The organism is Streptomyces sp. NPDC087859, assembly GCF_044742595.1.
Taxonomy (GTDB): domain Bacteria; phylum Actinomycetota; class Actinomycetes; order Streptomycetales; family Streptomycetaceae; genus Streptomyces; species Streptomyces canus_F.
In genome coordinates this window covers 457,534-480,568 of sequence record NZ_JBIUUU010000005.1, presented here as the reverse complement: position 1 = coordinate 480,568, position 23,035 = coordinate 457,534, and the positions used below count along the sequence as shown (strand labels likewise).

Below are 23,035 nucleotides of genomic sequence, written 5' to 3'. Positions count from 1 at the left end.
AGGATGCCGTCCAGCACCACGGCGGGTCGGCGGGATCGGGGCGTCACGCTGGTCGGCACCGCGATCCGGATCGTTCTGGGGGCGGCGAACCCGGCCGACGCCGAACGGTTGTGGGCCCACCAGCCGGCCGCGATCGGGACGCCAGCCTCGGACTCCACGCTCCACCGGACCCTGACCACGGTCGACACATGATCCAGGCGAAGGTCGCCAAAGCCGGGGCCCGGGCACGGCGTCATGTGTAGCGCCTGCTGCATCTTCGACCGGACGGTTTCCTCTGGCTGAACGTCGCGGGCAGAGTGCTCATGGGCCGGATCGTGGAGAGTGTCAGAGAGCTAACGGTGCAGCTCCGGCCTGCGAAGATCCTTGAATTAGCGGCATTGCCTCGCCCGCACGCGCTGCCGAACCCATGATCGCGCCGAACATGGACCGTTGCTTGCCCTTCCCTCACGGCCCGGGGAGGGCGTCGGCAGCGACCAGCCCCCGTCGTCGACACCGTCACCTATGGCGAATCACCAGAGGTCGGTCCTCTCGTGGTAATTGACAGGGTACGAACGTACCTCATAACGTACCCACATCCGGGGCAATGCCGCCAGCTCGACGAGGAGCACCGATGCAGCACCTGTACGAGATAGATGTCCGAGACCACCCCAGCCGCCTGGTCCTGCCGATCATCGACCGCAACGCCCAGTCATGAGCGCCGCCGACCGGGTCACCGAGCTGACCGCGACCTTCGCGGCTCCGTCCCTGAATGTGGCCGAGCTGCTGTGTGACCGGCACCCCGCCGACCGCACAGCGTTCACCCTCGTCGACAGCGACGGCAAGACTTCCACGCTGACGTACGGCGCGCTCGCCGCAGACTCGCACCGATACGCGCGGGCCCTGCAAGAGCTCGGGGTCGGTCCGGGCGACCGGGTGGCGACCCTGATGGGCAAGGGCACCGACCTGGTCACCGTCATCCTCGCGATCTGGCGGCTCGGTGCGGTCTACGTCCCGCTGTTCACCGCGTTCGCACCCCAGGCCATCACCCTGCGTCTGGAGGGCGCGGGTGCGCGCGTCGTGGTCGTCGACCCGGACCAGCGCCACAAACTCGACCCGGGCCCCGACCTGCCGGACGACCCCGAGCGCCGCATCATCGTCACCGGAACCGGCACATCGCGCGGTGACGTGGTGCTGGCCGATCTCGTCGCGGTCGCGTCGCCCGAGCCGGTGCCCGCCGTCACCACGAGCGGTGACGGGCCGCTGGTGCACATGTTCACCTCCGGCACCACCGGCAAGCCCAAGGGCGTCATCCACCCCGTCGCCTACATCGCCGGATGGCAGATCTACCTGGAGTACGCCCTGGGCGTCACCCCGGACAGCAGCTACTGGTGCGCCGCCGACCCCGGCTGGGCCTACGGGCTGTACTCCGCCATCGTCGCTCCCATGGCCGCCGGTATCCCCAGCCTCCTGCTGACCGGCGGGTTCTCCGCCGAGACGACCTGGCGCACGCTGGTCGACCACCAGGTCACCGACTTCGCCGCCGCCCCCACCGTCTACCGGGGACTACGCTCCTCGCCGGTGCCGGTGCCGGACGGCCTGCGCCTGGAGCGGGCGTCCAGCGCGGGTGAGCCGCTGACCCCCGAGGTCAACGAGTGGGCCGGCGCCGCGCTCGGCCTGGCGGTGCACGACCACTTCGGCCAGACCGAGGTCGGCATGCCCCTGGCCAACCACCACCATCCCGAGCTCGCCCGCCCGCTCAAGACGGGATCGATGGGCCGGCCGGTGCCCGGGTGGAGCCTCACGGTCCTGGCCGACGAGAAGGACGAGGTCGCCGGACCGGGCGTGCTCGGCCGGGTCGCGATCGACGTCGCGGCGAGCCCGCTGATGACCTTCCGCGACTACCAGATCTCCGGGCAGAGCGCTTCCAAGTTCACCCCCGACGGCCGCTGGTACCTCACCGGCGACGCCGCGCGCATCGACGCGGACGGCGACTTCTTCTTCTCCTCCCGTGACGACGACGTCATCATCATGGCGGGTTACCGGATCGGGCCGTTCGAGATCGAGAGCGTCCTCGCCCAGCATCCCGCCGTCGCCGACTGCAGCGTGATCGGCGCACCCGACGAGGTCCGCGGCGAGGTCATCGAGGCGTACGTGGTCCTCCGCGACGGCGGCGAGGGTTCGCCGGAACTGGCCACCGAGCTCCAGCAGTTGGTCAAGACCCGCTACGCCGCCCACGCCTACCCGCGCTCGATCCACTTCATCGACGCCCTCCCCAAGACACCCAGCGGCAAGACCCAGCGCTACCTGCTGCGCAAACGCCGACGCACCGAACTCACCACCCCGGAGTCGCTTTGACCGACATGGAACCCCTGCTCGTCGAACAACGCGGCCCCGTCCGATGGCTGTTGCTCAACCGCCCCGAGCGGCGCAACGCCCTCGATGTCGCCCTGATAGAGGCCCTGGACAAGCAGATCACCAGCGCCGAGGCCGACCCCGACACCGCGGTCGTCGCGGTGGCGGGCAAGGGACCGAGCTTCTGCGCCGGCGGAGACTTCCACCAGTTCCTCGAACTCGACGACCGGGGCGCGAACCCGGTCGACTTCCTCACCGACGTATCCGCCTGCTTCAGCCGTATCGCGGCCAGCCCGAAACCATGGGTCGCCGTGCTGCACGGTCACGCCGTCGCCGGCGGCCTCGAACTCGCCCTGGCCTGCGATGTCGTCGTCGCCGCCGACACCACGCTCATCGGCGACGGCCACCTCCAGCGGCGCCTGGTACCGGCCGGCGGATCCAGCGTCCGACTGCCCGGCGCGGTCGGACGGGGCCTGTCCCGCTGGCTCCTGCTCACCGGCGAACTGCTGCCCGCGACCGCCTTCGCCCACACCGGCTGGCTCCACGAGATCGCGCCCGAAGCCGACCTCGACGCCACCGCCACCCGCATCTGCCACCAGCTGGCCGACCGCCACAGCCCCGCCCAGCAACACCTCAAGACATTGCTGCACCGGATCGACGGCATGCCCCCCGAGCAGGCACTGCGCGAGGAACTGGCCGTCTTCGCCGACAACTGGTCGGCGAGCTCGGTGGCCGACGCCCTGCGGGACTTCCTCGCCCCCCGAACCACGAAAGCGGACAACCAGTGAATCGCTACCAGGGACGCGTCGTCGCCATCACGGGGGCCGCGCAGGGTCTCGGCCTCGCCATGGCGGCCCGGTTCGCCGCGGAGGGCGCCACCGTCGCGCTGGCCGACGTCAACGAACAGGCCCTCACCCACGCCGCCGGAACCCTCACCGACGCCCACGACACGAAACACCGCACCGACGTGGTCGACGTGACCGACTCGGCCCAGGTCAACGCCTGGATCGACGGCGTCACCACCGAACTCGGCCGCCTCGACGTACTGGTCAACAACGCCGGCATCATCCGGGACAACCGCGTCGAGGACATCACCGACGACGACTGGCACGCGGTCATCGACGTCAGCCTCACCGGCGGCTTCCACTGCGCCCGAGCCGCCTTCGGCCCCATGAAACGCCAGGGCTACGGCCGTATCGTCAGCTTCTCCTCCATGTCCTGGCGCGGAAACTTCGGCCAGACCAACTACGTGGCCGCCAAGGCCGGCATCGTCGGCATGACCCGCACCCTAGCCCTCGAAGGCGCCCGCCACGGCATCACCGCCAACGCCATCGCCCCCGGCCTCATCGAGACTCCCATGCTCGCCTCCATGAACGGCCCCGCACGCGACAAACTCACCCACAAGATCCCCATGCGCCACACCGGCAGGCCCGAGGACATCGCCGAAGCCGCCGCCTTCCTCGCCAGCGAAGCCGCCCGGTACATCACCGGCATCGTCCTGGACGTCGACGGCGGCATCTCCATCGGATCCTCCATCCGGTGACGCCGCTTCGACCGTCGAGCGGTGGCTGTGCGCCCGCCGTGGCCACGGCCGCCGTCACGGACAGGGGCCCCATGGGAGACTGCTGCGGTGACAGCCCCAACTGACTCGCGTGACCGACGCCCTCGCCGAACAACCCGCAGGCGGGTCGTCGATACCCGTCGGCGGGACGAACTGCTGCGCCAGGCCGAGGCGATCATCCTAGCCGAAGGGTTCACTTCGGTGACCATGGACGAGCTCGCCCAGCGGCTGGAGTGCTCCAAGGCGACGCTGTACAGCCTGGCCTCCACGAAGGAACAGCTGGTACTGGCGGCCACCCGAGCCTTCTTCCGGGACGCGACCGCCGAGATCGAGCAGGCCGTCCAGGCCGAGCCCGATCCGAGACAGCGTATCCAGGTCTACCTCGCCGGCGTCGGCACCGCCATGCGCCGCCACTCCAACGCCTTCTACGACGACATGGTCGGCTACGAACCGACCGCGCAGATCTACCGCAAGAACTCCGCCGCCGCAGCGCACCGCGTCCACCAACTGATCGAGGACGGCGTACGGACCGGCGTCTTCCGCGCGCTCAACGGACACTTCGCCGCCCAGGTCGTCGCGGTGACCATCGACGCGGTCCAGTCGGGCGCCCTTCTGGAGAGCACCGGCCTGACCGCCGGCGACGCCTTCTCCGAGCTCGGGGACCTCCTGCTGGACGGGCTCAGCGCGGGGCAGGGCGCGCCCGGATAAGACCGCGCCCTATGTGGTGACGGGATGGTGACCCGGGCATGGGGCGGGAACGTGCAGGTGGATAGTGCCGGACCGGTTGTGAGAGATGGGGCACCGGCATCCAGCCGCGTGCCCCATGTACCCGTACTCGTATGAGTTCACTTGTACGCAGGCACCCCAGGGGGCGGACGACCACGGTCACGAAGCGGCTGACCAAGGCGGCGGCCCGCCGCACGTCCGCACCCGCCCACATCTGTACGACCAGCGAGGGCGGCGCCGGCGCCTGTCGTCCTTGCAGGAGATGATCCGGGTCCTGTCCGGGTGCAGTTTGCCCTGCGGTCCTTTCCCGCGGACCGACCCCCAGGCGTTGTGCCACTTGGCACGGGACAGCTGTGGTCAGCCGCCCCGGTCGGTGAGCGCCGGTCGCACCCTGGGCGAGCGGTTACTCCGTCAGCGCGCCCATTGCCCGATCGAGCAGGTCAGCGAGGGAGACAGTGCCCTCGCAGGCCACCCACCCTCGTGCGGCCGCGTCCAAGCAGGCGAGGGCGGCTGCGACCAGCGCGGTCGGCCTGGGATCCTCCGGCCGGCCAGGACTGGCCTCCAGTCGCCTGGCGATCTCCGGCACCATCTGTTCCTGCCACTGCAACTGCTTCTCGAAGTGCCGGGCGCGCAGTGACGGCGTCTGCTGCAGCATGCGGAGAAAGCTCAGCGTCTGCTCGGGTGCTTCCTCGTTCACCCGCACCAGGACGTCGAAGGCCCGGCGCAGCGCCACCCAGGGCCGCTCTTCGTCGGGTCGGGCGGCGAGCGCTTCCGTGACCTGCTGGCCATCGCCCTCCAGGCCGCCCAGCACGATGTCTTCCTTTGTCCTGAAGTACCGGAACAGGGTGGCGCGCGACAGTCCGGCTTCGGCGGCGATCTGGTCGGCGGTCGTCCGGTCGAAGCCCTGAACGGTGAAGAGCCGGAGCGCCACCTCGGTGACTTCCGCCCGGACTGTTGCCCGCATGCGTTCACGCAGACCGGGTCGCTTGGGCGGGGTGTGGCTGGCGGTGCTGGCGGAGTCGACCATACGAGCAATCTTACACCTTCGGCTCAACTTGAGACTCAGCCTCAAGCGTGTATGCCGCGCCACATTGCCGAGATCGGACAGTAAATCACCTTGAGACTTAGTCTCACATAGGTATAGAGTCTCTCCGTGCAGCCTTCATTGCTGAACGGAGTGCTGCGAACCGGCGCCCCGCGGGGCTGTCGCCTGTCTCTTTCACCCAACCCATTCTTTGGAGGAAGCCGCTATGACTACCGCGTTCGATCCGATCGACCTGAGCGGCAAGGCACTGCCCAACCGCATCGCGATGGCGCCGATGACCCGCAGCCGCGCGGACGCTCCTGCGGCCACCGCGACGGAGCTGATGGCCACGTATTACGCCCAGCGCGCGAGCGCCGGCCTGATCATCACCGAGGGCGTCCAGCCGTCGGTCGTCGGCCAGGGCTACACCAACACTCCCGGCCTGCACTCCGCTCAGCAGGTCGACGCCTGGCGGAAGGTGACCGACGCCGTCCACGCCCAAGGCGGCACGATCTTCGCGCAGCTGATGCACACCGGCCGGATCAGCCACCCCAGCCTGCTGCCCGACCAACTCGTCCCCGTCGCCCCCTCCCCCGTCGCGGCGGCAGGCCAGGTGTTCACCTACCAGGGCCCCCAGGACTACGTCACGCCGAAGGAACTGGACCCCGACGACATCACCCAGACGATCGCCGACTACGCCGACGCCGCGCGCAACGCGATCGCCGCCGGTTTCGACGGCGTGGAGATCCACGGGGCGAACGGCTACCTGATCCACCAGTTCCTCGCTCCCAACACCAACCTGCGCACCGACAGCTGGGGAGGCGGCCCCGCGGACCGGGCCCGCTTCGGCATCGAGGTCGCCACAGCCGTCACGGAGGCGATCGGCGGCCACCGCACCGGATTCCGCATCTCCCCCGGCAACCCCTACAACGACATCGCCGAGACCGACTCGGCGGACGTGCTGGAGAGCTACACCACCCTGACCGCCGCTCTCGCCCGGCTGGACCTCGCCTACCTGCACCTGATCGAGAACCCGGACCGCGACCTGACCACCCGGCTGCGCAAGGACTGGCCGACCGCGTTCATCCTCAACCCCTTTACTCACCCCGAAACCACCGGCCCCAGCGCTCTCACCCTCATCGAGGACGGCACCGCCGACATCATCGCCTTCGGCGCGCTGTTCCTGGCCAACCCCGACCTGCCCGCCCGCCTCGCAGTCGGCGGCCCCTACAACACCCCCGATCCGGCCACCTACTACGGCGGCGACCACACCGGCTACACCGACTACCCGGCGCTGCCCACCCACAGCGCATGATCTGAACAAAGATCACCATTCGCCAGGCAAAGCAACACGCAGCGCTTCAGGACGCAGGCCACCGAAGTCCCCACACCATCCCAGCAGCCCGCACTGTCGGGGCCGACCCGCGCAGGGCGGAGGACGCCCTATCCGAACTCCCATGGCGGCACGACGCCTCGCGGACCGCTGCCGAGATCAAGGCGGCCAGCGCCCGGGAGTACCCGGTGCACGTCTTCTTTGAGGCACGCTCACCAAGACCGCCTATGACGAGCGTGCGCAGTCCTGGCTGGCCGGCGTCTCCGGTGCGACCCGCTCACATCGCGAGTTGTCAATCAAGACCACCCCGTGACACACCGCCACGGAGCACCCCAATCTCCGGGGGTGTGTCAATTTAACGGCCCTGTCTCACATTCCCGATGCTGTTGGTGATCTTCAGTCAGCAGGGTGAGGCTCCGCAGGGTCCTGCTGTTGGGTTCCGGGGTGTGCTGCGCTGGTGGCGCGGGACGGATCAAGCGGTCGACCTCCACGTCTGCGATGGGCAACGGGGCAAGCGTCGCCTCCTCGAGAGTGGCCAGTTCGACGAAGAGCGCTCCCCGGGCTGCGGGGTCACTCCGGATCCCCGTCATGAAGGTCGTGACCTGGTGGAGGGTGCCCTGCCAAAGCTGCACGCGTACGGGGTCGTCGTCCGTGCGGACCACTACGGCGGCCCGCTGATCGCGCAGCACCTCACCGACGGCGGAGGAAGGGCCATATGGCATGAGGCACTCCAGGGGAATCAGGGAGTGGAAGTGAACGGGAGAAGCGACTCAAGCGGAGTTTCTGGTGTCGGCGTGGTCGGCCGCTTCCGTTTCCGTGGACCGACGTGATCGGCGGCTGAACAAGGGCCACGGCTCGCAGAGCAGGGCTGCGAGAAGGGCTGCGGCACATGCCACCACCAACGGCGCCCGGGCACCGTACTCAGTGACCAGAATGCCGCTGAGCGCGGTGCCAAGAGCGTTACCGGCGGCGACTGAACTGTTCATCCAGCCGAACGCCTCGGTCGCGGACTCGGAGGGTGCCAGTGACGACAGTCGTTCGAACAGCCGGGACATCGCGGGGGCCAGCGTGAATCCCCAGCAGAACACCAGCACCGTCAGCACCCGCTCATCGGGTGCGAGCAGCAACGTGGCCAGACCCGCGGCCACGAACGCCATCAGGTGCCGAAGGCCCGCCCGATGGCGTGTCAGCGACCCATAGATCAGGCCCCCGAGGAGCGAACCGAGACTCCCGGATGCCAGGACGAACCCGGCGTCCGTGGACACCTGCGAGCCGCTCGCCAGAGCGACCGCGCCGATGGCCTGGCAGCCGAGCGCCCCGTAGAGCAGGGCTCCGGACACGAGGACGCGGAGGATGCCGGGGGCGCGCAGGACGGTGCGGCGAGGCCTGGTGCGGGTTGCAGTATCGCGGCCGGCGTCGGCGTTGCGGTCCTGCACGTATCCCAGGGTTCCGAGGAACACGAGCGCGCCGCAGGCCCCCACCGCGAGTCGGGGCCCGCCGAGCACCGCGAGCATGGCGGTGGCGGGCGGGCCGAGTACGAAGGTCAGTTCCTGCAACGTCGACTCGAGGGCGAAGACGGTGCGGCGCTGGTCCTTGCCGACGAGTGCGGGCAGCGCCGCTCTCACCGACGCCGTCATCGGAGGTGTGCACAGCCCGCACAGGAACGAGAGTCCGGTCAGCAGGGCCGGTTGCGATGGTGCCAGGACCAGCGCGCCCATGGTGAACGCGTTGAGAACCGCGGTGACAGTGAGCACTCGGCGGCGGCCGTGGGCATCGGCCCACCGGCTGAGGACCGGGCCGGCGATGAAGCCTCCCACCACACCGGCCGTCGACACCACGCCGGCCACGGCGTAGCTCGCATGCTCGGTCGTGAGCATCAGCAGAGCCAGGCCGGTCATGCCCTGGTTGAGGCGGCCGATGACCGAGGTCGCGAGCAGCCAGGGCACCGACGGCGTGCGCAGCAGGTCCCGGTAGGCGGATGCCGGCATCGTCAACCGCCCCTGACTTCGAGCAAGGCCCTGGTGGCCGAGTCCATCCAGGTGACCGTCACTTGGCGTCCTCGATACGCCACTGGTCGTGCCATTCGATCACTGGCATCTCGCCGTCGAACCGGATGGGAAGCCACACATGGTCCGCGACCGATGTATCGGCCTCGGGCAGTACGAGGGATGGAGCCTGACGCCCCTCCGCCTTCGCCGAGTAGTGCCGTTGGAAGGCTTCGCCCCAGTTGGATTCCTCCTCCGACAGTTGGGGCAGCCACCGGTCCGCGATCGCGATGTAGAGGTCGTCGTGGTCCGGGTGCTGGAAGACGGAGCTGATCTGAGACCGGAAGGAGGTGCCGCTCGGGTCCGTGGGGTGCGGGTCGCCGAGCACGGTGAACGGGCCGTGGTACGTGTCGGCCACAGCCGCTTCCGAGGGGTTCGGGAAGTACCACGTCGTACCCGAAGTGATCAGGTAGTGCTTGTCCCCGCGCCGGAAGTAGGCGGGCGCTTCACGTACCAGCGGGGGGTGCGGGCGGGGGAAGTGGGTCGAGTGCGCCCCCGTCAGATCCGTGTAGTCATCGTTGAGTTCGGCACAGATCAGCTCGCTGTGCACCCGCTCGAAGTAGTAGTACGCCTTGCCGTCGGCCGGATCGACGACCAGGTCGAAATCGCCTGCGGACATGCCGAGCGGGCTGAGCCCCGTACGGACGATCTCGTAAGGACCGAGGAGCGAGTCCGCCGTCAGAACCGTGCAGAGCTGCTCGCCTCCGGCACCCATGATCTTGAGCCAGCAGACGTACGTTCCCGTGCGCGGGTTGTGGATGATGTGCGGGCGGTCGATCATCTGGGACGGGTGCAGGGGCGACGTACGGTCGTCGAGGACCGGCGGGATGATCAACCCGCGGTCCTGCCAGTTGTAGAGGTCGGTGGACGTGTAGCAGCGGATGCCCCAGGTCCAGATGCCGCTCCCCGGCTTCGAGTGCTCCTTGTTCTCGCCGTACCAGTAGTAGACGCCGCCCTCGAACAGCACGGACCCGCCGTGTGCGTGGATGCGGTGGCCGTTCGTGTCCAGCCACGTCCGGCCGGGCCGGAAGGAGTCGTACATGGTGGTTCCCTTGGGTGTGCCCGTGGATCCGGTGGTCATGAGCCGCCCTCGCCGCGATAGCGGAAGTCGGCGAAGTGGACGGTGCCTTCCTCGGCGAACATGCCGGTGACACGGCCGGTGAACGTCGCGGAGGTCTCGACCGACCAGAACCGCCCGTCCACTTCAGCCAGTTGGGTCTCGGCGCCGGTGTCGTCCACGACGGTCAGCCGGATGCGGTCGCCGGGAGGAAACCATGGCGCTCGGCCTCGCGGAGGTATCTGCGTGACCAGGCGAAGCGTGACCTGGTCTCCTGCGACCTCGGTGCTCCAGGACTGGCTGAGGGTCGGGATGCTCGCCCGCGCCGTGATCCTCGTGCCGGTTCCCGAGGGGGCCCGCTCTGCGACGAGGCAGAGGGTGAAGTCCTCGGTGAAGCGCAGTCCGAGGCCGCCGCGGCCGTTCGCCGGGTCGATCCTGGTCTCGAAGAGGCTGTCCAGATGGCGTTGGCGGCGGCCGACGAAGGCGGGACGGAAGGCGTCGAGACCGCCGTCGGCGGCGCGGATCGTCAGCCGACCGGGCTGCTCGCCGACCGAGGCGAGCTCGGCGGGTGGCCGGCCGACGGCGAGCCAGCCGGGGTCGGTCAGAGCGGAGCCGTCCGCGAAGTCGAAGTACTCCTCCACCGGTTCCGGACGCGGGTTGAGGTCGACGTGCGCGGGCTGCGGCCAGCCGTCGCGCCACTCCACGGCGGTGACATAGGTCTCCCTGCCCAGTGGCGAGCCGTGGCCGGCGCGGCGTGTGCCCAGCAGGACGAGGACGTCGTCGCCGTCCGGGCCGCGGACCAGGTCGGCGTGGCCCGTGCATTCGACCGGGTGGTTCCAACCCGCCTCGCGCAGCACGGGATTGTCGGGCGCACCCTCATACGGTCCTTCGATGGAGCGGCTGCGAGCGATGCTCACGGCGTGGCCCTGGCTGGTGCCGCCTTCCGCGATGAGCAGGTACCAGTAGCCGTCGCGCCGGTACAGGTGAGGGGCCTCGGGCGCAACCAGCCCGGTGCCGGACCACATCGGCCGCGGCTCCTCGAGGATCTTGCCCGCTTCGAGGTCGACCCGTGCCTGCTGGATGCCGTGGAAGCCGACAGGCTCGACCCCGTCCAGTTCCAGGGCGCTGTAGGTGACGTAGGCGGCGCCCGAGTCGTCCCAGGCGAGGTCGGGGTCGATTCCGGTGATGCCGGCGAGGGTGATGCCGTCGCTCCAGGGCCCTGCCGGGTCGTCAGCGGTGAACACGACGCAGCCCCGAGGGCTGTCGGTCACCGAGACGATGACGTGGAACCGTCCGTCGTGGTGACGGATGGTCGGAGCCCATACGCCGGCCGCCGAGGTGACCTGGGCCAGGCCGACCTGCTCCTCCCTGGTCGCGACGTTGCCGATGTGCTCCCAGGTGACGAAGTCCGTGCTCCGGTAGACGGGGAGGGCGGGCAGGTACTCGAATGTGGACGTGACCAGGTAGTACGTCCCTTCGACGAAGATGCAGCTCGGGTCGGGGTTGAAGCCGGGGATCAGCGGATTGGGCAGCTCAGACATTCTCGATCTCCACGTCGGACAGGAAGGCGCGGTCGGCGCTCGTGAGGACACGCGGCTTGCCCGCCAGGTCGAAGGCTCCTTCGACTCGCCGGTCGTCGGAGTCGAAGCCGAGGAAGAAGTCCACGCCCGCGGGCTCGACCGCGAAGTCACGGGCGAGGTTGGTGTAGCCGAGCTGGGCTGCGGCGAGGCGGAAGGTGATCCGGCGGGATTCGCCTCGGGGCAGTTCGATGCGGCTGAAACCGGCCAGTTGCTGCGCGGGCCGGGTGAGGCCCTTGGTGTTGACCCGGACGTAGAGCTGGACGACGGTCGCGCCCGTCACCGGGCCGGTGTTGGTGACGGTGACGGTGATCCGTGCGGTCCCGTCGGTGTCGATCCTGCTGTCGTGGGACAGGGCGTCGAGGTCGAAGTCGGTGTAGCTCAGACCGTGCGCGAACGGGAGGAGCGGTGTGGCTTCCAGGTCGAGATAGTGCTGGGTGACGTTCGGGGGCAGCGGGTTGCGGTAGCCGGAGCCGGCCTTCTGGTGGTGGTAGACGGGGACCTGCCCGGAGTGGCGGGGGATGCTGTAGGGCAGCTTGCCGCTGGGGTTGGTGACGCCGAAGAGGACCTCTGCGATCGCCTGCGGACCGAACGGTCCGCCGTAGGGCGCCATCACGATCGCCGAGGCGTTCTGTACCACCTCGGGCAGTGCGTACGCACGTCCCTGCACGAGCACGACGACCAGGCGCTTGCCGGTGGCGGCCACCGCCTCGGCGACACGGGTCTGTGCGGCCGGCAGGGAGATGTCGGCCGTGTCGCTGGCCTCGCCCTCGGTGCGTTCTCCGGTGAACCACAGACTTCCGCCGCCGAGGGCAAGCACCACCACGTCGGATTCCCGTGCGATGTCAACAGCCCGGTCGATGGCCTCCTGCTCCAGCGGACGAGTCAGCGTGGATCCCTGTTCGCTGCGCACCTGCTGGGCGAATCCGGCGATCTCCTCCGAGATCGAGCGAGCCTCGAACCGTTCGTGGACGAACGCCTCCGGGTCAACGGGTTCGAACATCGCCTTGTACCAGGAGGTCGTGACGTCTTCCGCGCCGAGCATGTTGCCGAGTTCGCCGCGTGTGACGGCGTCGGTCGCTTCCCGCCATGAGGCATAGGTGTATGTGGGGAACTGGAGTCTGGCCGCATTGGCGTGCGGCCCGATCACGGCGACGTTCAGCGTCCCGGGGGTCAGGGGGAGGATTCCGTCGTTCTTGGCGAGCACCACGGAGCGCCGGGCCAGCTCATGCGAGAGCTCCGTGCCCTCGGCCGCGACCGCGGTCACGTCGATGTGCTCGACCGGATAGGGATTCTCGAAGAGCCCCAGCTCGAACTTGGCCTTCAGAACGCGCAGGACGCTCGTATCGACGTCGCGGACGTCCGCCTTGCCCTCCTCGACCTGTTGCGCGAGCACCTGGCCGTAGGCGTACGGCTTGGGCAACTCCACATCGAGGCCGGCGGAGATCGCAAGGCACGCCGCCTCCCCTGCGTCGGCCGCAACGCGCTGACGGTCGACCACCTGCTCCAGGGTCGTGTAATCCGACGAGATGAACCCGTCGAACCCGAGGACCCCGCGCAGCAGGTCGGTGAGCACCTCCCGCGAGACACCCACGGGGATTCCGTCCACGTCCGCGTACGAGTTCATCACCGAGCGCAGGCCGGCGAGCTGGATGGCGGCCTCGAACGGGTAGGCGAACAGGTCCCGGGTCCAGCGCGCACCCCCCTCGTACGCCGAGGTGTTGGAACCGCCGATCGGCAGGGCGTACCCGAGAAAGTGCTTGCCGGTCGCGATGACGCCCCGGGCGAGGTCATCGCCCTGCAGGCCGCGCGTGAACGCGACGCTGAGCGCGGCGGACAGGTAGGGGTCCTCGCCGTAGGTCTCGTGTACCCGGCCCCACCTCGGGTCGAGTGCGACGTCCATGACGGGCGACAGCGCGTGGCGGACACCCGTGCGGATCATCTGGGCGCGAATCAGCTCGGTCATGTCCTGGACGAGGTCAGGACTCCAGGTGGCCGCGAGCCCGGTACCGGTCGGGAAGGCCATGTGGCCGCCGGCCAGGAAGCCGCTGAGCGCCTCCTGGTGGAACAGCACGGGAATGCCGAGCCGGGTCCGCTCGACTGCCTGGCGTTGGATGCTGCCGACCAACTGCGCCAGCTTGGCCGGGGTATCCACGATCAGCCCGGCCACATGGCCCGGCGGGTGCCCGAGCCATCCCTCGAGCTCACCGGAGTCCGACCCGTCGGCGCGGACCAGGGTCCAGGGCATGACGGAGACAAGCTGGTGGCACTTCTCCTCAAGAGTCATCTCCCGCAGCAGCAGCTCGGCGCGCGTGGCGGCGGTGAGGCTGGGGTCACGGTGACTGTCAGGGCGCTTGCTCAACGTTCGTTCCTTGCATGGGAGTGCCCGGAAGCTGCCGGGAGTCCGGCCGGAATGTGGCCGCGCACCGTGCCGGGCGTGTGCGAACTGGTGCCCTGCTGGGTGCCGTGCTTCATGACCGGCTTCTTTCCTGGTCATCGGGTGTTTCGGGGACGGCTCGCGCAGGAGCGCCGTCAGGCAGGGCGCAGACCGAGGACCGCCTCCAGCCGTTGCTCCAGGGACGCCGGGCCCGCCAGCGCCTCCTGCGGTGTCAACTCGCGGACCAGTTCGGCGGCGGGTGCGTCGAGGTACGCGGCGAGCCGGCCGGCGAGCTGCGCCTCTCCTCCGGGAACGACGCCTGTCTCGACGACGGCTGCAACGACGGCGGCCCAGGTGTCCGGGTCGTCGAGCACGTCCCGGACGGTGGCCGTCGCATGCTGGGTGGCACCGTCTGCCATCGGATCGGGCACCTCCCAGTGGTGCTCACCGTGACCGACGGCCTTCGGCTCGGCCGTCCCGGGCAGGTGCACCAGCGCGGTGGCCCCCACCGGAACGCGGACATCGAGCCGGAACGTCCCGCCGGCCCGCTCCCAGGCGACACCTGCCTCGCCGTAGGGGGTGAGGTGGCGCGCCGAGGCGGACGTGACTTCGACCGACGGTCGCGGGTGGACGAGGATCTCGCGGTAGCCGGGGGCAGCGGGTGCGAGGCCTGCGACGGTGCGGTGCAGCCAGTCCGCGACGGCGCCGAGCGCGTAGTGGTTGAACGACGTCATGTCACCGGGGTTGATACTGCCGTCGGGGAGCATGCTGTCCCACCGCTCCCAGATGGTGGTCGCCCCCATGGTGACCGGGTACAGCCAGGACGGGCAGCCGGTCTGCAGCAGCAGCCGGTAGGCGACCTGGGCGTGTCCGGTCGAGGTCAGCGCGTCGGTCACCAGGGGCGTACCGACGAACCCGGTGCTGATGCGGAAGCCGCTCGCCCGCACGAGGTCCGCCAGGCGCCGGCCGGCCCGCTCGCGCTGCTCGGCGCCCGGCAGCAGCGCCCACTCGATGGCCAGGGCGTAGACCGTCTGCGCGTCGGAGAGGACGCGGCCGGCCGGCGTGACGTAGGCGCGGGCGAACGCCGCACGCACCTCGGCCGCCAGGGCGCCGTACCGCTCGGCCTCGTTCTCGCGCCCCAGCACTCGCGCGGCCTCGGCCACGATTTCCGCGGAGCGTGCGAAGTGCGCGGTGGCCACCACGTCGGGGTCGGCCTTGGCCCGGGAGGGGGCCTCCGGCGGAGCCGTGGGGTCGAGCCAGTCACCGAACTGGAAGCCGCCCGACCACAGCCGGTCCGGGCCGGCAAGGTCCGCGAGCCGGTCGACCCAGGCGCGCATGCTCGGCCACTGCCGCTCCAGGACTTGACGGTCGCCTGTGCGCTGATACAGCGCCCAGGGCACGATCGTCGCGGCGTCGCCCCAGGCTGCCGCGGTCGGCGCGCGGTCGCGCAGCACGTCCGGCACGACGTAGGGAACCGATCCGTCGGGTTGCTGTTCGGCCGCCAGGTCCGCCAGCCACGACCTGAGGAACCCCGCGCTGTCGAAAAGGAAGGTCGCCGTCGGGGCGAACACCTGGATGTCGCCGGTCCAGCCGAGGCGTTCGTCACGCTGCGGGCAGTCCGTGGGTACGTCGACGAAGTTGCCGCGCATGCCCCACACCACGTTCTCGTGGAAGCGGTTGAGCAGCGCGTGGGAGGAGGTGAACCAGCCGGTGCGGCGCAGGTCCGACCCGATCACCACGGTCTCGACGTCTTCGGCGCGCAGGCCCGGCACGCCCGAGATCTCCGCGTAGCGGAAGCCGTGGAAGGTGAGGGACGGTTGGAGGGTCTCCTCGCCCGCGCCCGCGACGAGGTACGTGTCGGTGGCCTCGGCCGCGCGCAGCGGACGGGTGCCGAGCTCGCCGTCCTCCAGGACTTCGGCATGGCGGACGACGACCTGGGCGCCGGATGTCAGGCCGCGCACCCGCAGCCGGACCCATCCCACGGCGTTCTGTCCGAAGTCGACCAAAGTCCGGCCCGACGGTGACGTCCACACCTTCTCGGCCGATAGGACACAGCTGACCCGGACGGGCGGCCCCTCCGGAGCGACGAGGCGTGTGAGGTCGCCCGCCACCACCTCGACCGAACCGGTTGCCGGGCGCCAGCCTCGGCCGCGGCGACGCAGGTCGGTGCGCTGGCCGTCGTAGAGGTCGTCGGCGAGGACCTCGCTCTCCCGCGCGTTCCATGTGCCGTCGGTGGCGAGGACATGCACCCGCCCGTCGGTGGTGGTGACCTCCAGCTGGGCCAGCAGCGCGAGGCGTTCGCCGTACAGGGCGCGCTCGCCGTTGAAGCCCAGCCGGCCTCGGTACCAGCCGTTGCCGAGAAGGACGTCCAGCTCGTTCTCCCCGCTACGGACCAGTTCCGTCACGTCGTACGTCTGATAGCGCAGCCGGTGTTCGTAGGAGGTCCATCCGGGGGCGAGTTCGATGTCTCCCACGCGGTGACCATTGAGGGTGGCGGCATAGACGCCATGGGCGGTGGCGTAGAGGCGAGCCGTGTACACCTCTCCCGGCACCGTGAGCGATCCGCTCAGCACGGGAGCGGGCATGCGCATGCCGCCGACGCCGACCGGGCTGATGAATTGCGCCGTCCAGTCGGTGGTGCGGAGCAGCCCTGCCTCCACCACGGCGCGTTCGCTCCACTCGCTCCAGTGGTCCTCGCAGGCGACGCGGACCCGCACCGCGGCGGACTCTCGCGAGGTCAAGGGCAGAGCCGGCCACGGGACCAGGACCTGCTCGGAGCTCTCGACGCGGTACGTCTCGACGGACCCGCCCCGCAGGATGTCGATTTCGTACGCCGTCTGCCGGTAGCCCGCGTCAGCGTGCAGGACCGACCACGACAGACGGGGAGAGTCGGTTCCGACTCCACGAATCGGCGAAGGATCCGTGAAGTGCTCGAACCGAGGGGCGCAGGGGGCTGCAGCCACGACCATGCAAGTCTCCAGACTTCGCGAGCATTGGTGACCGGGCCCGAGACGGGCATCCGCGGATCCGCTCAGGAACGCCCGCATACGCAGGGAGAGAGCCACCTGGCGGGCCGGTTTGTGTAATGTTCTACACCGGGGAGCGTAAGGAGCTGCCCGAATTCGTGTCAAGGGAACGGGAGGTACCGATCGATGGGGAGCCAGCCGGAGGCGGCGCTTGTAGCATGGCGCGAATGGACAGCAGCGGCGCCGACGTCGGCCTGGAGGGTGGCATGACCGCGCCACTCGACAGGAGAAAGCCTCATCTCACGAGCCCCGGCGGCACCACGCAGCCTTCCAAAGGCCGACGGGTGACGATTCAGGATGTCGCCAAAGAGGCGCAGGTCTCGGTTTCGGCCGTGTCCAAAGTGCTGCGCGACGCCTATGGCGTCAGCGCGGAGATGCAGGCCAAGGTCACCGCGGCGATCGAGAAGCTGGGCTACCGGCCGCAGGCCGGCGCGCGTGCCATGCGGGGCCGTTCCTACACCGTCGGCGTCATGCTCGTGGCTCTGTCGCACCCCTTCCAGCCGGAGATCGTCGAAGGGGTCACGGACGAGCTGGAGCCGACCCCCTACCAGGAAATACTCGTCACCGGCGGCCTCTCGGCCGAGCGCCAGCAGCGCAGCATCGAGGCCCTCGTCGACCGCCAGGTCGACGGCCTCATCATCATCGCGCCCCAGATGGACACCGCCTGGCTCGAACAACTCGGGGCCGGCCTGCCCACGGTGGTCGTTGCGCGCCATGGCGGCGCCACGTCCTTCGATACCGTTGTCGACGACGACCAGGGCGGCGCCCGCCTGATGGTCGACCACCTGGCGAGCCTCGGCCATCGGCGCATCCTGCACACCAGCCACCCGGCCGGCGGCCTGGAGCGCCCGCACGTCCTCGCACACACCGCACGGTGCGACGGGTACATCCGGGCCATGCAGCGCCATGGCCTCGAGCCGGACGTCATCGAGACGGCGTACACGGAGGAGGGCGGCTACCGGGCGGCCGTCGAGGCGCTGTCCAGGCCGACCCCGCCGACGGCGATCTTCGCAGGTGCCGACATCGCGGCGCTCGGCGTCCTGCGAGCGGCGGAGGAGCGGGGCCTGCGCGTGCCGGAAGACCTCACCGTGACCGGCTACGACAACGTCAACGCCTCGTCGATCGGACGGGTCTCCCTCACCACGGTCGACCAGTCGGGCCACCTCACCGGCCAGATGAGCGCGCGCATCCTCCTGGAGCGACTGAACGGCCGCACGCAGCCGACCCACTACGTCCTGGCGCCCAGGCTCGTTCCTCGCAGCACGAGCGCCGCCGCGCCCGTCGGCCTGACAACGGGTGTGGCACGCTCCTCGTAGGCCTGGCGTGCCACGCCCCCTTACGCAGCCGCCCGCCGGGTTGTGGAACATTGCACCTTCCTGGTGGTCGCGGCGGATCCCCGCGACCGCGGCACATCGGCCGCCATCGCCGTTCTCCCGGCGACACAGAGCTGGATAGACCAAGACATGCCTGGTGGCAGCCGGTGCGGCTCAGCGACCTGAAGATCACACTACGGGTGTGTTACGGAACCGTTACCGCTTGGGGTTGGCGGGATCCCTTGACTGGTTCCCAGCGTCTCCGTAGCTTGCCGCGTAGAACATTGCACACACCACATCGTCCAGTTCGCGCCATCTCTCATCGGGCGCTGGACAGATCTGCGTCGGCCGGCATGTAACCAGGCCGCAACTTCATTCGCGTCCGAAGGAGTCCACAATGCGGCGCACCACCCGACCTGCCGCCACGGCAGTCACGATGACCACAGCCCTGGCCGCACTCGTCGCCCTGAGTGGCTGTACCGACGCGAGTTCCACCTCGGGGAACGCCGGCGGCAAAGACACCCTCACGCTCGGAATGACCCAGGACATCCAGGGCTGGGACCCCGTGAACCAGCCCAGCTACCAGGGCTGGGGCGCCGCGGCGGTGTACGAATCCCCCTTCCGGTGTGACGCCCTGGGCAAGCCCCAGCCCGCTGCCGCGAAGACGTGGACCTTCAAGTCGGACAACACCGGCGTAACGATGCACCTGCGCCCGGGCATGAAGTTCTCGGACGGGACGCCGGTGAACTCGGCGGCCGTGAAGGAGGCGGTCAAGTACGCGGCGACGCACGGCGCCAGCGCCGCCCGCTTCGCCGGCATGCAGGTCTCCACACCCGACGACCTGACCGCCGTGATCTCCACGAAGCCGAACCCGCTGCTCACCGCGCGCCTGTGCGACCTCAAGCTGGCCAGTCCGAAGTACCTGGCCTCGGGCAACCGGAACAAGGCTCCGGTCGGCTCGGGCCCGTACACCCTCGACGCATCGGCGACGACCGGTGGCTCGGTCTACACCTTCGTCAAGAACGACGCGTACTGGGACACCAAGTCATTCCCGTACAAGAAGCTCGTGGTGAAGGTCATCACCAGCGAAACAGCGACGATCAACGCGCTCAAGACCGGGCAGATCGACGGCTCCCTCATCACGCAGGCGACGTACAGCCAGGCCAAGTCATCCGGACTGAAGATCCAGATGCAGCCGAGCGAGGTGGCCCGGCTCCTGCTGACCGACCACCTGGGCAAGAAGATCCCCGCTCTGGGCAACGTGGACGTCCGCCGCGCGATGAACATGGTGTTCGACAAGAACGCCATGGCGAAGAACCTCTTCCGAGAGCTGGCCACCCCGACCCCGCAGATCTTCCGTCCCGGCTCCGCGGCGTACATCAAGGACCTCAAGGACCCCTACCCCTACGACGTCGAGGCCGCGAAGGCCCTGATGAAGAAGGCGGGATACGCGAACGGCTTCAGCATCGAGATCCCGTACCTGCAGGGGCAGAACCTGGACGCGTTGATGCCGGTCGTCAAGCAGCAGCTGGGCCTGCTGAACATCAAGGTCAAGCAGGTCACCCTGTCCGGCCCGAACGCCATCAGCGAACTGCTCAGCGGCAAGTACCCCATCCCCATGTGGGTGCTCGGGAACTACGGTGAGTCGCGGCTGGACATCGCCGACTACATCCTGCCCGACGGCATCTGGAACGTCATGCACCAGACCGACCCGACGGTGGCCGGGCTCTGGAAGAAGATCCTGACCGACAACCCGCAGCAGTCGGCCAAGGATCAGCAGGCCATCAACCGCTACGTCGTCGACCAGGCCTGGTTCGTTCCGATGGTGTCCACGGGCACCATCTACGCCTACAACTCCAAGCTCAAGGTCCGGAAGTCCACCGACCCGTCCGGCCTGCACCCGCTCCTGTGGGACTTCCAGTAGCCCCGTGGGCATGAACGATTGGAGTCACAGGTGTTGGTTTCTGTGGTGAAGAAGCTGGTCCGCTCGGTGGGCGTACTGCTCGTGGTCAGCTTCGCGACCTTCCTCCTGATGTACGGCAACGGACCCGGGATCGCGCGGGGCGTCCTGGGCACGAGGGCCAGCGAGGCCGACGTCCGGGCGGAGGTGGTCAGACTCGGTCTGGACAAGCCGCTCCTGGCGCAGTACGGCGAGTGGCTCAAGGGCGTCGTCACGGGCAACCTCGGCGACTCCTTCTTCACGGGCCAGTCCGTGACGTCGGCTCTCTCCTCCCGGGTACCGGTGACCCTCACCCTGATCGTCCTGTCGCTCCTGCTGACAGCGGTGGCAAGCGTCCTTCTCGGCGTCGCCGCCGCCGTCCGCGGCGGATGGATCGACCGGGTGGTGCAGTTCCTGTCCGTCCTGGGAGCGGCTGTGCCGGCCTTCATCATCGCGATCGGCCTCGTCTTCGCCTTCGCCGTGTCGGTCCGGCTGCTCCCGGCGACGGGATACGTCTCACCGGACCAGAGCGTCAGCGGATGGCTCAAGTCGGTCACCCTGCCGGTCATCGCCCTCCTCATCGGATCCATCGCCAACGCCGCGGCGCAGTTCCGCGGAGCGGTCCTGGACACGCTCTCCCAGGACTTCGTACGGACGCTGCGGGCGCGTGGGATCCCGGAATCACGGGTCGTCTTCCGGCACGTGCTGCGCAACGCCGCCGGTCCCGGTCTCACCGCCCTGAGCCTGCAGACCCTCGGCCTCATCGGCGGGGCAGTGATCATCGAGCAGGTCTTCGCCCTGCCGGGCCTGGGCGACCTGAGCAACACCTCGGCCCAGAAGGGCGATGTGCCCCTGGTGATGGGGTGCGTGCTGGTGACGATCGTGGTCGTACTCGTCGTCAACCTGCTGGGCGACCTCATCACAGCAGCGGTCAACCCGAAAGCGAGGACGCGATGACCACGACTCCCCCGCTGGAGACGGCCGCTCTTGTGCAGGCGGCCGCGAAGAGGCGGTCACACTTCCGGCGCCTGATCACCAACCCGCAGGGCGCGGTCTGCCTCGTCTTCCTGCTCTTTGTGGTGTTCCTGGGCCTGTCCAGCTCCTGGCTGGCCCCCCACGGCCCGAACGTAACAGACCTCAACGCGGTGAACGCGTCCCCGTTCAGCTCCGGGCATCTCCTCGGGGCGGACTCCACGGGGCGGGACATCCTGTCCCGGCTGATGTGGGGCACCCGCCAGACGCTGCTCGCCTGTGTGGTGGTGCTCGTCGTCTCCATGGTGCTCGGAGTGACCAGCGGCCTCGCCGCCGGCTTCTACCGTGGCAGGGGTGACGCGGTGCTGAACTGGGTCTCCGACGTGGTCATGTCGACGCCCGGCGTCATCCTGCTCATCGCCCTGTACGCACGGACCGGGTCGAACGTCGTCGCCGCCATGGCCGTGTTCGGGCTCATCGTCGCACCGTCGTACTTCCGCCTGGTCAGGTCCGTCGTCATCGGGGTCCGCGGCGAGCTCTACGTGGACGCGGCCAAGGTGGTCGGGCTCTCCGACCTGCGGATCGTCGGCCGTCACGTGCTGTGGGCCGTCCGCGCGCCGGTCGTCATCCAGAGTTCGTTCGTCCTCGCCGCGGGTATCGCCATGGAAGCCGGCCTGGGCTTCCTCGGTCTGAGCAACCCCGCCAAGGCATCCTGGGGCGGCGTCCTGCAAGAAGCCTTCGGCAACATCTACAACAACAAGGCCGGGGTCCTGTGGCCGGCCCTCCTCATCAGTCTGACCGTCCTCGCGCTCGTCCTGCTCGGCAACGCCCTGCGCGATGTCCTCCAGTCGTCGGCCCACAGCAGGACACTGTCCCCGCGCCGACGCCGCGAACTGACCCGGCAGGCGCAGGAGCAACGCCCGTCGACCACCGCGGACCCCGCTGCCACACCGGCCGACACGGTCCTGTCGATCCGCGGCCTGCGCATCGGCTACCCGGACGGCGAGAACACCGTCCGCGAGGTCGTGCACGGCGTCGACCTGGACGTACGGCGCGGCGAAATCCACGGCCTGGTGGGCGAGTCAGGCTCCGGCAAGTCCCAGATCGCCTTCTCCACCCTGGGCATCCTGCCCCGCGAGGCGGTCGTCCTCGGCGGCAGCATCGTGCTGGACGGCAAGGACCTGCTGGCCGACGACCAGCAGCTGCGCGCGGCACGCGGCCGGCGCATCGCCTACGTGCCGCAGGAACCCATGTCGAACCTCGACCCCTGCTTCACGGTCGGCGCGCAACTCACCCACGGCCTGCGCGCGGTGAAGAGGATGTCCAAGCAGGAAGCGGAAAGGGAGCTGCTGAGACTGCTCGCACGGGTCGGCATCAAGGATCCCGAACGGGTCTTCCGCCAGTATCCGCACGAGATCTCCGGCGGCATGGCACAGCGCGTGCTCATCTGCGGCGCGGTGGCCTCGAACCCCGACCTGATCGTGGCCGACGAGCCCACCACGGCCCTGGATGTGACCGTGCAAGCCGAGGTACTGGAGCTGCTGCGCGAACTGCGCGACGAACGCGGACTCGCCGTGATCCTCGTGACCCACAACCTCGGCGTCGTCGCGGACATCTGCGACACGGTCAGCGTCATGCGCGACGGCCGCATCGTGGAACGCAGCGACGTGGACGCGCTCTTCGAGTCCCCCGCCGAGGACTACACCCGGGAACTGCTCTCGTCGGCACGCCGTGTCGAGATCGCGGAGGTATGA

16 protein-coding genes are annotated in these 23,035 nt (G+C 69.2%); 10 read left to right on the top strand and 6 right to left on the bottom strand.

Annotated features, from left to right (window positions below):
* Positions 1 to 3 precede the first annotated feature (3 nt).
* The 5 genes from ACIOHP_RS14830 to ACIOHP_RS14810 all read left to right on the top strand — a co-directional run bounded on the left by ACIOHP_RS14830 (position 4) and on the right by ACIOHP_RS14810 (position 4,600).
* A complete protein-coding gene (locus ACIOHP_RS14830) occupies positions 4 to 192 on the top strand; it encodes a hypothetical protein (protein WP_401887334.1) in 189 nt (62 codons plus the stop codon).
* A 498-nt stretch (positions 193 to 690) separates the two neighbouring features.
* Complete coding sequence (locus ACIOHP_RS14825; protein WP_401887332.1) at positions 691 to 2,334, top strand: AMP-binding protein; 1,644 nt, start codon at positions 691 to 693, stop codon at positions 2,332 to 2,334.
* A gap of 5 nt (positions 2,335 to 2,339) precedes the next feature.
* The gene (locus tag ACIOHP_RS14820) at positions 2,340 to 3,119 is read left to right on the top strand and encodes an enoyl-CoA hydratase/isomerase family protein (protein ID WP_401887574.1); all 780 of its coding nucleotides are present in this window, start codon (positions 2,340 to 2,342) and stop codon (positions 3,117 to 3,119) included.
* A complete protein-coding gene (locus tag ACIOHP_RS14815) occupies positions 3,116 to 3,874 on the top strand; it encodes an SDR family oxidoreductase (protein WP_401887329.1) in 759 nt (252 codons plus the stop codon). The genes ACIOHP_RS14820 and ACIOHP_RS14815 overlap by 4 nt, the downstream gene beginning before the upstream one ends.
* 21 nt (positions 3,875 to 3,895) lie before the next feature.
* Positions 3,896 to 4,600, top strand: coding sequence for a TetR/AcrR family transcriptional regulator (locus tag ACIOHP_RS14810; RefSeq protein WP_401887327.1), 705 nt, complete (start codon positions 3,896 to 3,898; stop codon positions 4,598 to 4,600).
* 421 nt (positions 4,601 to 5,021) lie between these two features.
* Here the strand turns inward: ACIOHP_RS14810 and ACIOHP_RS14805 are convergent, their stop codons facing one another.
* Positions 5,022 to 5,645 (bottom strand): TetR family transcriptional regulator, encoded by a 624-nt coding sequence (locus ACIOHP_RS14805; protein WP_401887324.1) that lies wholly within the window; start codon positions 5,643 to 5,645, stop codon positions 5,022 to 5,024.
* A gap of 223 nt (positions 5,646 to 5,868) precedes the next feature.
* Here ACIOHP_RS14805 and ACIOHP_RS14800 point away from each other — a divergent pair, with 223 nt between their 5' ends.
* Positions 5,869 to 6,957: an alkene reductase gene (locus ACIOHP_RS14800; RefSeq protein WP_401887322.1), complete on the top strand. Its 1,089-nt coding sequence runs from the start codon at positions 5,869 to 5,871 to the stop codon at positions 6,955 to 6,957.
* Between the two features lie 788 nt (positions 6,958 to 7,745).
* On the opposite strand, the gene ACIOHP_RS14795 is transcribed toward ACIOHP_RS14800, so the two are convergent.
* The 5 genes from ACIOHP_RS14795 to ACIOHP_RS14775 form a co-directional block, all read right to left on the bottom strand.
* Positions 7,746 to 8,963, bottom strand: coding sequence for an MFS transporter (locus ACIOHP_RS14795; protein ID WP_401887320.1), 1,218 nt, complete (start codon positions 8,961 to 8,963; stop codon positions 7,746 to 7,748).
* A 58-nt stretch (positions 8,964 to 9,021) separates the two neighbouring features.
* A complete protein-coding gene (locus ACIOHP_RS14790) occupies positions 9,022 to 10,101 on the bottom strand; it encodes a family 43 glycosylhydrolase (RefSeq protein WP_401887318.1) in 1,080 nt (359 codons plus the stop codon).
* Positions 10,098 to 11,618, bottom strand: coding sequence for a family 43 glycosylhydrolase (locus ACIOHP_RS14785; RefSeq protein ID WP_401887315.1), 1,521 nt, complete (start codon positions 11,616 to 11,618; stop codon positions 10,098 to 10,100). The genes ACIOHP_RS14790 and ACIOHP_RS14785 overlap by 4 nt, the downstream gene beginning before the upstream one ends.
* Entirely contained in the window at positions 11,611 to 14,016 is a 2,406-nt protein-coding gene (locus ACIOHP_RS14780) for a glycoside hydrolase family 3 N-terminal domain-containing protein (protein ID WP_401887313.1), read from the bottom strand. The genes ACIOHP_RS14785 and ACIOHP_RS14780 overlap by 8 nt, the downstream gene beginning before the upstream one ends.
* A 170-nt stretch (positions 14,017 to 14,186) precedes the next feature.
* A complete protein-coding gene (locus ACIOHP_RS14775; RefSeq protein WP_401887310.1) occupies positions 14,187 to 17,000 on the bottom strand; it encodes a family 78 glycoside hydrolase catalytic domain in 2,814 nt (937 codons plus the stop codon).
* A gap of 341 nt (positions 17,001 to 17,341) precedes the next feature.
* On the opposite strand from ACIOHP_RS14775, the gene ACIOHP_RS14770 reads away from it, so the two are divergent.
* The 4 genes from ACIOHP_RS14770 to ACIOHP_RS14755 all read left to right on the top strand — a co-directional run bounded on the left by ACIOHP_RS14770 (position 17,342) and on the right by ACIOHP_RS14755 (position 23,035).
* Positions 17,342 to 18,373 carry a LacI family DNA-binding transcriptional regulator gene (locus ACIOHP_RS14770; protein ID WP_401887308.1) on the top strand — a complete coding sequence of 344 codons (1,032 nt, stop codon included), beginning with the start codon at positions 17,342 to 17,344 and terminating at the stop codon, positions 18,371 to 18,373.
* Between the two features lie 394 nt (positions 18,374 to 18,767).
* On the top strand, positions 18,768 to 20,294 hold the full coding sequence (locus tag ACIOHP_RS14765) for an ABC transporter substrate-binding protein (protein WP_401887305.1): 1,527 nt from the start codon (positions 18,768 to 18,770) through the stop codon (positions 20,292 to 20,294).
* Positions 20,295 to 20,324: 30 nt separating this feature from the next.
* The gene (locus ACIOHP_RS14760; RefSeq protein ID WP_401887303.1) at positions 20,325 to 21,266 is read left to right on the top strand and encodes an ABC transporter permease; all 942 of its coding nucleotides are present in this window, start codon (positions 20,325 to 20,327) and stop codon (positions 21,264 to 21,266) included.
* On the top strand, positions 21,263 to 23,035 hold the full coding sequence (locus tag ACIOHP_RS14755; RefSeq protein ID WP_401887300.1) for a dipeptide/oligopeptide/nickel ABC transporter permease/ATP-binding protein: 1,773 nt from the start codon (positions 21,263 to 21,265) through the stop codon (positions 23,033 to 23,035). Before ACIOHP_RS14760 ends, ACIOHP_RS14755 begins: the two co-directional genes overlap by 4 nt.